The organism is Marinobacter sp. (assembly GCF_041687235.1).
GTDB lineage: Bacteria > Pseudomonadota > Gammaproteobacteria > Pseudomonadales > Oleiphilaceae > Marinobacter.
The window spans coordinates 129,392-138,658 of sequence record NZ_JAWLCH010000005.1; the positions used below are offsets into that span (position 1 = coordinate 129,392).

Annotated in this window: 15 protein-coding genes; 2 read left to right on the forward strand and 13 right to left on the reverse strand. The window is 57.1% G+C overall.

From position 1 onward, the window contains the following. Nucleotides 1-62 precede the first annotated feature (62 nt). The 13 genes from ACESMK_RS09210 to ACESMK_RS09270 form a co-directional block, all read right to left on the reverse strand. Nucleotides 63-335 carry a hypothetical protein gene (locus tag ACESMK_RS09210; protein ID WP_372997482.1) on the reverse strand — a complete coding sequence of 91 codons (273 nt, stop codon included), beginning with the start codon at nucleotides 333-335 and terminating at the stop codon, nucleotides 63-65. An 11-nt stretch (nucleotides 336-346) separates the two neighbouring features. Then, nucleotides 347-613, reverse strand: coding sequence for a hypothetical protein (locus ACESMK_RS09215; protein ID WP_372997484.1), 267 nt, complete (start codon nucleotides 611-613; stop codon nucleotides 347-349). Between the two features lie 285 nt (nucleotides 614-898). After that, nucleotides 899-2,803 carry a phosphoadenosine phosphosulfate reductase family protein gene (locus tag ACESMK_RS09220; protein WP_372997486.1) on the reverse strand — a complete coding sequence of 635 codons (1,905 nt, stop codon included), beginning with the start codon at nucleotides 2,801-2,803 and terminating at the stop codon, nucleotides 899-901. A 204-nt stretch (nucleotides 2,804-3,007) separates the two neighbouring features. Next, the gene (locus tag ACESMK_RS09225) at nucleotides 3,008-3,448 is read right to left on the reverse strand and encodes a hypothetical protein (RefSeq protein ID WP_372997488.1); all 441 of its coding nucleotides are present in this window, start codon (nucleotides 3,446-3,448) and stop codon (nucleotides 3,008-3,010) included. A 115-nt stretch (nucleotides 3,449-3,563) separates the two neighbouring features. Further along, a complete protein-coding gene (locus tag ACESMK_RS09230) occupies nucleotides 3,564-3,818 on the reverse strand; it encodes a hypothetical protein (RefSeq protein ID WP_372997490.1) in 255 nt (84 codons plus the stop codon). 55 nt (nucleotides 3,819-3,873) lie between these two features. Further along, complete coding sequence (locus tag ACESMK_RS09235; protein WP_372997492.1) at nucleotides 3,874-4,218, reverse strand: hypothetical protein; 345 nt, start codon at nucleotides 4,216-4,218, stop codon at nucleotides 3,874-3,876. 281 nt (nucleotides 4,219-4,499) lie between these two features. Further along, nucleotides 4,500-5,201 (reverse strand): RES family NAD+ phosphorylase, encoded by a 702-nt coding sequence (locus tag ACESMK_RS09240; protein WP_372997494.1) that lies wholly within the window; start codon nucleotides 5,199-5,201, stop codon nucleotides 4,500-4,502. Next, entirely contained in the window at nucleotides 5,198-5,605 is a 408-nt protein-coding gene (locus ACESMK_RS09245; protein ID WP_372997496.1) for an antitoxin Xre-like helix-turn-helix domain-containing protein, read from the reverse strand. The genes ACESMK_RS09240 and ACESMK_RS09245 overlap by 4 nt, the downstream gene beginning before the upstream one ends. Nucleotides 5,606-5,846: 241 nt before the next feature. Then, nucleotides 5,847-6,020: a hypothetical protein gene (locus ACESMK_RS09250; protein ID WP_372997498.1), complete on the reverse strand. Its 174-nt coding sequence runs from the start codon at nucleotides 6,018-6,020 to the stop codon at nucleotides 5,847-5,849. An 8-nt stretch (nucleotides 6,021-6,028) separates the two neighbouring features. Next, nucleotides 6,029-6,439: a hypothetical protein gene (locus ACESMK_RS09255; protein ID WP_372997499.1), complete on the reverse strand. Its 411-nt coding sequence runs from the start codon at nucleotides 6,437-6,439 to the stop codon at nucleotides 6,029-6,031. A 113-nt stretch (nucleotides 6,440-6,552) separates the two neighbouring features. Then, nucleotides 6,553-7,179, reverse strand: coding sequence for a hypothetical protein (locus tag ACESMK_RS09260; RefSeq protein ID WP_372997501.1), 627 nt, complete (start codon nucleotides 7,177-7,179; stop codon nucleotides 6,553-6,555). Beyond that, on the reverse strand, nucleotides 7,172-7,606 hold the full coding sequence (locus ACESMK_RS09265; protein WP_372997503.1) for a hypothetical protein: 435 nt from the start codon (nucleotides 7,604-7,606) through the stop codon (nucleotides 7,172-7,174). Before ACESMK_RS09265 ends, ACESMK_RS09260 begins: the two co-directional genes overlap by 8 nt. Nucleotides 7,607-7,643: 37 nt before the next feature. Continuing rightward, complete coding sequence (locus ACESMK_RS09270) at nucleotides 7,644-7,892, reverse strand: hypothetical protein (RefSeq protein ID WP_372997505.1); 249 nt, start codon at nucleotides 7,890-7,892, stop codon at nucleotides 7,644-7,646. A gap of 161 nt (nucleotides 7,893-8,053) precedes the next feature. Here ACESMK_RS09270 and ACESMK_RS09275 point away from each other — a divergent pair, with 161 nt between their 5' ends. Both ACESMK_RS09275 and ACESMK_RS09280 read left to right on the forward strand, forming a co-directional pair. Next, nucleotides 8,054-8,419, forward strand: a complete 366-nt coding sequence (locus ACESMK_RS09275; RefSeq protein WP_372997507.1) for an antitoxin Xre/MbcA/ParS toxin-binding domain-containing protein — start codon at nucleotides 8,054-8,056, stop codon at nucleotides 8,417-8,419. After that, nucleotides 8,416-9,234 (forward strand): RES family NAD+ phosphorylase, encoded by an 819-nt coding sequence (locus tag ACESMK_RS09280; protein WP_372997509.1) that lies wholly within the window; start codon nucleotides 8,416-8,418, stop codon nucleotides 9,232-9,234. Before ACESMK_RS09275 ends, ACESMK_RS09280 begins: the two co-directional genes overlap by 4 nt. Nucleotides 9,235-9,267 lie beyond the last annotated feature (33 nt).

Here is a 9,267-nt window from a genome sequence, read left to right on the forward strand (position 1 = left end):
AGTCATTTCCTGTACTGGTTGGGGTTTGCCGGGGTCGCCCCCGGCGGTGTGGATAAAGGGAATCAGGTGCGGTAGAAGACTTCGATGCTGTCGTCATGCTTGCCAAAGGCCATGTAGTACTCTTTGGCTTCATAAAGGTCACGGAACTCCCGGAGCGCTGCAGTGAAGGATTTGCGCTTCTGACTGATCCATGCCTTCCTGGTTTTCTCGTCTTCCTTCCACGTCTTCAAGGCCCGCATGGCGTCCATCTGGTGTCCGAGCGGCACCCGGTTCTTGGTCAGGATCTTGAAGTCCTTAACGTTGGTTTTGACCATTCTGGGATTCAGGGAATTCATCGGGCGCCTCCTCAGGACATCAGGTCAGCGTAAGGGGAAGCCACGGCCTTGCAGGCCTCATCGAAGGAAACTTCCTGAAGCTCCTCGTACACGCGATCAGCTTCAGCGATAAAGGTTTCAGCCTCATCGCCCTGCATGAAAAAGCCCTCGGCGTCCGGGGCCTCGATGGAAACGGTGGGGAGGGAGCGGTCAACGTCGACGGTGACATTGCTGTTCTCAACGTAAGCAATGCGGTCACGGTAGATTTTCAGTACGCGCTCATCGATAACCTTGGTCATGGGGATTCTCCTGCCTGCATTTGTTTGCCTAACCTGTTGTACAGTTTACCAGATACCGTACACCATGCAAGGTGTATGTAGTGTTATTTTTCCTCGGCGCAGCCGTGGCGTAGCCAACCGGCCTCAGTGCACACAAAGGGGCGCCCCGCGCCCCGGCTGGCGGAACGCCAGACAAAAAAAGGCCCACTCAAGGTGGGCAAGGTCGGCAGTAGGCAAAGGGTGCTGGGCAGGCCCGGTAGGTAGGCAGGCGGCAGGCAGGGGCCTGCCCAGCAGTTCGGTTGAGGATCAGGCGGCGAAATCCAGTGCCATCTGCTCCTCGTGAATTTCAGTGGTCGGCTCATCGACCGGTGTTTCGACCTGGTGACCGGTCTGGGCCGCCAGCTCCTGCTTCAGGACCGCAGCCTGTTCTTCGGTCATGAACCGAGGGTGAGACTGGATCTCAGCCAGAGACCCGATCGGGCCTTCAGCTCGGAGATCATCGAGCATCAGGTTTAGGCCCTGGTACACGCCGATCTGGCTCTGGTAGCCGTTGCGGGCCTTGATCAGGCCTTCCCGGATCAGGAACGCCATCTCGTCGTTATGGGTCTTGTGGCCGCCAGCGAACTCCAGGGCGTGCCAGAACTTGAATTCCTCGTAGGTCAGGCCGAAGGTGCCGTCTGCCTCGCGCAGAGCACTCAGGTCAGCGGAAACCACCGGGGCGCTACCGATCGTGTCGTGGGCAACGCCGCTGGAAGCGACGTACATGGCCCGGTCACCGTCCTTGACCATCACATCCGGAGCACAGGCGCTGTCAGCGCTGATCAGGTCGCGCCAGTTGTCACGGAACGCGGTACCGGTTATCACGGTCTTCGGGGCCAGATAGCCCATGGTCTTGCCAGAGCCTTTGCGCTCGGCGCGGGCCTTCATGTCCTCGATCTCGGCATCCGAAGGCATTTCGAAGCGAGCGCCGGCGTCCACCGCCTCCAGAATGCGGGCGAACTCGCCGGGCTTCTGATGGCCGTAGCGGGCCCATGAGAAGGCGATCAACCACAGATGTTCTTCTTCCAGCAGGCGACCAAAGCGACGCTCAGCCGGGCGACCCAGCTTCCGGGACTTTTCCTCGACGTACTCATCTTCCCGGCGGTCGATCGTTAGAGCCCACTTCAGCAGATTCGCCTGCCACTCAGCTGAGTAGGCGTTGGCGAACACGCGAACCAGACCGGCCTGGTCAACAGACTTGGCCAGATAGCTACGGTTCTCCGGCAGGAAATGACCCGCCTGGATGACCTTGGAGAACCGGGCCAGCGGGGCCAGGTACGGGTAGGAGCCCAGCATCTGATCCATGGAGTTGTCTACGGTGACCTTCTGACAGATCACACAGCCACCACGGCCGCCGGAGCAGGGGCTCTTGGCCTTGGTGCTGGTGTTCACCGACAGGGTGTCACAGGTGAACTCGCCCATAGCTTCGTACACGCTCACGGTGCGGCTGAAGTCCAGGGTCTCGAACCCGAGGCTCCGGGCAGTGCCGTTGAGCAGTTGCCAGACTTCACCCACGGTCCAGTCGGCGATCGGGGACATCTGGTACATCCCGTCGTCCTGCTGCACCGGTGCGATCGCTGACTCACCACGGGCGGTCATGCGGGCGCTACGGCCCGCGCTTTCTTCATGGCGGGTACCGATGAAGTTACAGATGTTCTCTTTGCCGTACTGCTTGGCCAGCTCTCGACTGTATTTGGCCATCGGCCGAACCTTCAGATCTACGCTGCAGGTGGCATCTGATCCGGCAACAGAAGCCGTGCCACGGCCACCGATCATGGTCACCAGGTAGTGGTCGATCGGATCGGGGGTCACGAACACCTGATCAATGTCGAGATCCCGCTGTTCCGCCAGCTCGTTCATCTGGGCAGACATGTGCTTGGCCAATCGAATCATCGGAGCAGAATCAACCAGGGTGTCGGAGGTCATCACGCGAACGCGCACTTTGATGCCTTCGGCGCGAAGTTGAGTTGCGGCCTCGATCGTCAAGGCGACAACCGCCGAGCTGTCTTTTCCCCAGCTGGAGGCAACGGTAATCAGAGCGAACTTACGCATGGTGTTCTTGATGGCTTCGATCGCACCCTGGCACACCACAGAAAACTCACGCTGCTGAACGTCAGCGGATGTGGCGATGATGCTGCTCGGATCGAATGTGGAAACGTTTGCATCGAACATGATTCCTGCCTGTCTTTATTGCCCTAACCTGTTAATAATTCTAACAGAAATAAGGCACCTTGCAAGGTGTATTCAGCAGGGAAAATTCACGGCGCAGCCGTGGCGTAGCCAACCGGCCTCAGTGCACACAAAAGGGCCACAGGCCCCCATGGCGGGCAATCGCCCGACCATAAGAGCCTGCGGAAAGTTCGATGGTGGAATGGCTCAGAACTGGGGCCATTGCTTCCGGATCGCCTCATAAATGGCCGCTGATAACACCAGGCCGATGATTCCGGCTGTCAGGTGATCAAGATCGACGGAGAACACGGCGCGGGTCTTCTGGTCCTCCCACAGCTCGTTTCCGAGGTGCCAGAAGGTCGTCACCCCCAGCCAGAAATAGAAGTGCGTCGCGACAGCCAGAAACCGCGTCAGGGCTCGATGAAGGGCAGGTCTGGCATATACCCAGTTAGCCGGCTTCTCCGGAAGATCTCTGCCCAGAGAGAACACTCCATAGCCCAGATACGGGAAAGCCAGCCCGAAGAAGAAGTGGCCAAGATAGTAGTGACTCGTCCCAACAAGGCCCGCTGTGTACTCAATGGAAAGCACCAGCAGACAAACGGCGGTGAAAATGACGGCAGAGACGGTAGTGGTGAAGGTTTTGCTCATAGTGTTAGTCCTCTGATTGATAGCTGAACCGGTATGGTTCCCTAATATCAGACTGCTTGAGTTGCGTTCAAATCTAGGCAATCGAACAATTAGCCCGCCATTGTCCGAAGAAATGTTAGATCGGCAGCAGATGCCCCCGAGGGCATACACGGTATTCCGCAAAATCCGCCAGCGTGGCTGGGCGGAGGTGATCTCTCTCCGGATTGATGAAGACAGGCCCCTTAAACGGATCGTGCCCGCCTTTGAGGACAGGCCCGGAAAGAACTTGCATCGTGTTCGGTGAGACAACCACACCGAGGGTGTGCTCGTTCAGGACGATATAGCTCTCAGTGGCCGGCGCCTGAGGTGTTTGAGCCTGATGTGTAGTCATGGTCGAAAACTCCGGAAAGGGTTTGCTGGGGCCCTTCTGGGCCCCGCTGAATGGATCAGAACAGCGCCATCTGGTGTTCTGCTGAGAGAACTGCAGCCGGTGCGTGGGAGGCTACGATGCCGACAACCTTTTCTTCAGCAACCGGCTTGGCCTTGCTCGCTTCCAGCGCCTTCATCTCAGCCGCGAACTCTTCCAGCTCATCACGGCGGGCTTCAACGTAGCCGCGCCATGCCTGACGCCATGAGCGGAAGTCCTCAAAGCTACCTTCGCCGTTGGCGTATTCGAGGAAGTCCCGCTCTACGCTCTCAAGGCTCATAACGCCGAAGATGTCCGGCTCACGCTCAATCAGGGTCTTGAGGGTGGTCTTGTCGATGTTTGCGATATCTTCTACTGAGAACATGGTGTTACTCCTGCCTGCCTGTCGTTATTTGTTTGCCTAACCTGTAAATAATTCTAGCAGAACTAAGACACCTTGCAAGGTGTATATAGGTTTTATTTTCCGCGGCGCAGCCGTGGCGTAGCCAACCGGCCTCAATGCACACCAAAGGGCGCTTGCGCCCCGGCTGGCCGGCGGCCAGACGAAAAAAAGCCCGCATAGCGGGCTCGGGCTGGCAGATCGTGATTACTAGGCGGGGTTGCCTTTTTCGGCTTGGCTTCTGATGTCGGGTATGACGGCGGTGCTTAATTACGGGGGACTTCGTGCAGTTCGCCGACTTTATACCAGTGGGAAATGCGCTCGCCATCAAACACGTACTTGAGATGGCAGCCCTGGGTAGTCGGGGAGACTGCAACGGGCTTGAACGCAGCAATGCACTCATGCCCTGGAGCTCGAACGCTGTTGTAGAGCAGTCCGTTAGAATCCTGCGCTCTCATCTTCTCCGCGAACGCCTGCGTCTCTGGATAGGAAATAGCGGTGTTGCTGTTGTGCAGGTGTGCGTATTCCTGCCCACGGATGTCATGAAGTTCCCGGGCGACGGTGCCGGTATAGCAGCGCATCGTCAACTCAACGGGATCTTCCTTGGCATTTCGCAGGTAGCGCTCACGGTGGTAAATCGTCTCGGCTACGGCCGCATCAAGCGAATTGGCGGCGTAGTAGGCGCCAAAGTCCTCGGTTGCGAACCGACTGCCAAAGCCAATGTGGGTAAAGGCGGCCATGACCGGGGTGCAGCCCGGGCCAACAAGTCGATTTTCCGGCAGAACCAGCGCGATATCTCCGGCCTCTTCCAGAAGTCGATCATTGGTCATGGATTCGATCTCGAAGGCCAGTTCAAGCTCTTCGCTGGAATCGTAGATGTCCTCGTACAGGTCGATTGGCGGAAAATGGCTCGGGATAACTCTGTACGTTTTGAACTCCGGTCGGAGCAGGGGAGGCATGCCGGTCATGACCAGCCCCGCTGAGCGTCGAAGTAGCGACGTGTGAGCTGCAGATGCCGCATTGAACCCTGGGTCATGAAGTCCATGGCTGACTTGCCGGCGAACGGCAGGTCAGTGGTGCCCAGACGCATACGGGCAATGGCTCGGTCCTTCGTCGGATAAAGCACGCCCACTGACTTGTAGATACCGAGGATGTAGCTGATTCGCTCCATCACGTCCCGATTGAGCCGAATTGGCTTGAGTTTTTTCCAGTTCTGCAGGGTGCTCCGGGAAACGTCGCCTAGCAACACTCGCTGTTCGTTCTCAGTGCATCCCCATTCCCGGGTGATGTTGAAAAAGCCTTTCAGCGCGACACGGCCTTTTTCGGCTTCGCGGTCAATAGAAGCGCTGTTGTGATTTGGCTGAGTTTGCATGGCTCGTCTCCATTACCCTCTGTCTCTAAGCACAGTATAGCAATAATGAGCACATTTGGACAAATATAATATTAATGAGCAGAATTGGTCATTAGGCGCCCGAGCCCCGTCTGACCAACGGCCAGGCATAAAAAAGCCCGCTCGCGGCGGGCAGGCAGTGGCAAAGGGTGCTGGGCAGGCCGGGTAGACAGGTAGGCGGCAGGCAGGGGCCCGCCCAGCAATTCGATAAACCTACAGTGGTTCAGAGTCCGATTTCAGAGATGACTTCTCCATCAATCAGCAACTTCAAGGTTTTGCTGTCCTCGTACATCGGCCCACCGTCCATACCACCGGCATAGCTCGAGCTGGTCTCGACATCGAGAGTCAGGTTTTCTTTGAGAAATTCGGTGATCAGCTCTTTCAGTTCTTCGTCCATACCGGGCCTCACTGGCTATTGGTAAGAAAACGGTTGTCGGGGCCGAAACCAAGGCGCTCGTTCAGGCAGGGTTCGACCGTAACTTCGCCGCTCTCAGGGAAAATGAACGTCGGATCCGCCAGCCACTGCCTCATATCTTTCAGCAGTTCTTCCAGAGCTCCGGCATCGGTCTCAAACTCATAGAGTGCGTGGGTGGCGTTGAAGTCCGGCTGGTCGTGCCCGCGATTCCACTCGTGGGTCAGCAGCTCGCCATCAAAGATGAAAAAGATCCCGTGACCAATGACATTGGTAGTGCAGGGCTTACCCTGGGCCAGAATAAGTCGATGGATCTGATTCCATGCTTTGGCAACCGCCTGGAACGCAGCGTTTTCGCGCTCGTCCTGTTTGAATGTGGCGTCTTCCTTCAAAAAGCGTTGCATTGTCATTCTCCGTTATGTCTGTTGCCCGGATGTTCCCGGGCCGGGTATAGGGTGACCGGCTGGCGGTATTCAGGTTGGCAGGCAGGCGTGCCAGCCGGTCAAAACTGTTGAATTCAGTCGTAAAACTGTTGGCAAACCTTCTCGACAAGATCGAGGTCAAACCAACCGTTCGAACGTACTCGCCCTTCCATATCAATCCAGAACCGGCCTTCGCCCTCGATCATCTTCAGGTAATCGATGACCGTTGCCGGGCCGATGCCGCCGGAGTATCCGACCAACTGGTCAGTGCCGGGTAGGGCAGGGATACTCTCCGGGAAGCGGCCTCGGCCTCCGGAGCAATCGAACAGCTCGAAAAAGGGGTGGCCGGTATTGAACGCCATGCTCCTGGTCTGGAGGATCACGTCGTACTCCGACTCGCTCGCGACCTTTGTCAGGTTCAGAGTCTGCGCCCGGCGTCCGTTGACCTGCACCCGATCGAACCGCCCCAGTTTGAACGGCTCCGGGAATGTCCCGCAGATCGTCAGGATGGAAGCGTAATCACCGCACAGGTGCGCAGACTTCCGGCCGGCAACATCTGTCAGCTCCGAAATCATCTGATTGCTCGGGAACCGGGCATCACGGGCGTGCACGGACATCAAGACGCCCCATTCAATGGGATACCGACTGGCCAGCTTGTCTGCACGGGTAAGATCCGTGCGATCATCAATGCCGGTGAAGGTGATGAACTCTGGCTTACGCATGCTCACCCCCAGATATCTGCCTGGCGACTGCGGCAACTTTGGTTAAATAGGGCCCTGCGACCTCCACAGTGTCCTTCCTCAGATCCCACTCACAGGCATGCTTGGCCAGCACAGTGGCCATGGATTCGAGATCACCGAGGGGAATTGGCTCCTTATCCTCAATGCCAACTTCCGGGACATGGTGCTCAAGGTACAGTTCTGCGCGAAACGAGCCGGTACCGGACTTCGGGTAAATCGAAAGGGTCAGCACAAACTCGTCTTCTTCGGTTTCATCCTGGTTGGATGGGGCGTAGTCGACGGTGTACTCAGCCCGCCACTCGTAACCGTGTCCTGTCAGGTCTCCCTCAAAGATATCCCCGGGAAATGTTTCAAGGATCTTTCGCAGTGGGTTCAGTAACTCACCTTGCTTGGATTCAATGCTGATCATGGTGCACCTCGCTCTGCCAATGGGGGTGAAGGCTGGGTTAAATACCCAGCTCGTACTTGTCGATGACAAAGCCCGGGTGACCTTTGGGCTCGCCGGCAAGCTTCTCCAGCTCGACGGCATAGCAGTCCCGGGGATCGGAGTAACGCTTCGCCAGATCCTCGGCCTTCTGGTGGCGCAGCAGGCGACCGGCGTCAGCACTCATCTGCTGAGTGGCAACGACTTTGTTTGTGTTCAGCTCGCGAACCTGGATAACGAAAGCGACTCTTTCACGGGTAGCGGTAGTCATGATGTGTCTCCTGCCTTTGCTTGTTTGCCTAACCTGAAAACCATTTTACCAGATACAGTACACCATGCAAGGTGTATTACTGGTTATTTGTGAAAAATCCCAATTTATTTGCATGATGTGGATTATTCACTATACTTGCTGGCAAAAGGGGAGGGCGAATCATGGTTACAGCCATTCGCAAAGAAAAAGACGTCGATGACCGTCAGGTGCTGGGCAAGGCCCTGTTCAATGCAGCCAGCGCTCTGGGCATCAGCAAAACCGATGTGGCCCAGATTGTCGGCCGGGAGCGTACAGGGATTTCCCGCGACGGAATTGACCCAAAATCGAAGTCCGGGGAGCTGGCTCTGATGTTTGTTCGTGTTTACCGCGGGCTCTATGCCGTTGTGGGCGGTGATCCGGACAATATGAAGCACTGGGTATCCACGGAGAATGATGCCTTTGGCCAAGCGCCCAGGGAAATGATGAATACCTGCGAGGGTCTGGCCCGGGTTGTCATGTACATCGACGCTATCCGGGGCAAGGTTTGAGTCTGGCCGAACGGGTAGAGAAGGCGATCGAGCCGATCAGGGGCCGGCTTTTTCGTGTTGCGGAGTCACAGGAACAGGTGGCCACCACCGATATTGTCGACTCTGCAGCCGAGCAATCCCGACTGGAAGAACTCCTGGAGGACAGCAAGCCGCCTTATGTGCAGCCGGTAGACGAACTTCATTACCTGCTGAAAACCCCTTTTCGCTACCCACCATTGCAGTGGGGTTCCCGGTTTGGTCGTACCTTTGAGCCCAGTCTGTTCTACGGGGCAGCCCGGACGGAAACCGCCCTGGTGGAGACCGCCTTTTATCGGTTTGTCTTTGTCTGGCATGTCCGGAAGCCCTTTCCGAAACCGGTGAAGTCACAGCACACGATCTTTGAAGTGGACGTCGCTTCGAAACGAGGGGTGAAGCTCCAGTCCGATGCCTGGTGCGATCTTCACCCGGATCTGGTGCATCCCAAGGATTACCGGTATACACAGGATGTGGGTAGCGCAATGCGTGCAGCAGGGGTGGAGGCCTTCCAGTTCATCTCAGCCCGAGCGGTTCAGGCTGGGATACGGGAAATCGATGAGCGCCCGCCGGCGCCGGGCATTCGGGATTTGTGGGCCGAATTGCGAGGGGTCAACTGGGCACTGTATACACCCCGGGCCTTTGAGAAAACGAGGCCTACGAATCTTCGGCCTATGATTGCGGTCACGACGCGGGAAAAGGTGTCCATCGTGGTCATGGAGCCGGATGGTTCTTCGAAGGCCGTGGAATATCCGGTGGAGATGTTCCTGGTTGATGGAAAGGTTCCGCTCCCGGCGGCCTGAGTCTTAAAGTGGCCAGCACTAAAAGTCCGTGAG

What these genes read in the sequence shown, in the direction of transcription:
- ACESMK_RS09210 (WP_372997482.1), bottom strand. Translation starts at nt 335, where the DNA reads ATGAATTCCCTGAATCCCAGAATGGTCAAAACCAACGTTAAGGACTTC.
- ACESMK_RS09215 (WP_372997484.1), bottom strand. Translation starts at nt 613, where the DNA reads ATGACCAAGGTTATCGATGAGCGCGTACTGAAAATCTACCGTGACCGC.
- ACESMK_RS09220 (WP_372997486.1), bottom strand. Translation starts at nt 2,803, where the DNA reads ATGTTCGATGCAAACGTTTCCACATTCGATCCGAGCAGCATCATCGCC.
- ACESMK_RS09225 (WP_372997488.1), bottom strand. Translation starts at nt 3,448, where the DNA reads ATGAGCAAAACCTTCACCACTACCGTCTCTGCCGTCATTTTCACCGCC.
- ACESMK_RS09230 (WP_372997490.1), bottom strand. Translation starts at nt 3,818, where the DNA reads ATGACTACACATCAGGCTCAAACACCTCAGGCGCCGGCCACTGAGAGC.
- ACESMK_RS09235 (WP_372997492.1), bottom strand. Translation starts at nt 4,218, where the DNA reads ATGTTCTCAGTAGAAGATATCGCAAACATCGACAAGACCACCCTCAAG.
- ACESMK_RS09240 (WP_372997494.1), bottom strand. Translation starts at nt 5,201, where the DNA reads ATGACCGGCATGCCTCCCCTGCTCCGACCGGAGTTCAAAACGTACAGA.
- ACESMK_RS09245 (WP_372997496.1), bottom strand. Translation starts at nt 5,605, where the DNA reads ATGCAAACTCAGCCAAATCACAACAGCGCTTCTATTGACCGCGAAGCC.
- ACESMK_RS09250 (WP_372997498.1), bottom strand. Translation starts at nt 6,020, where the DNA reads ATGGACGAAGAACTGAAAGAGCTGATCACCGAATTTCTCAAAGAAAAC.
- ACESMK_RS09255 (WP_372997499.1), bottom strand. Translation starts at nt 6,439, where the DNA reads ATGCAACGCTTTTTGAAGGAAGACGCCACATTCAAACAGGACGAGCGC.
- ACESMK_RS09260 (WP_372997501.1), bottom strand. Translation starts at nt 7,179, where the DNA reads ATGCGTAAGCCAGAGTTCATCACCTTCACCGGCATTGATGATCGCACG.
- ACESMK_RS09265 (WP_372997503.1), bottom strand. Translation starts at nt 7,606, where the DNA reads ATGATCAGCATTGAATCCAAGCAAGGTGAGTTACTGAACCCACTGCGA.
- ACESMK_RS09270 (WP_372997505.1), bottom strand. Translation starts at nt 7,892, where the DNA reads ATGACTACCGCTACCCGTGAAAGAGTCGCTTTCGTTATCCAGGTTCGC.
- ACESMK_RS09275 (WP_372997507.1), top strand. Translation starts at nt 8,054, where the DNA reads ATGGTTACAGCCATTCGCAAAGAAAAAGACGTCGATGACCGTCAGGTG.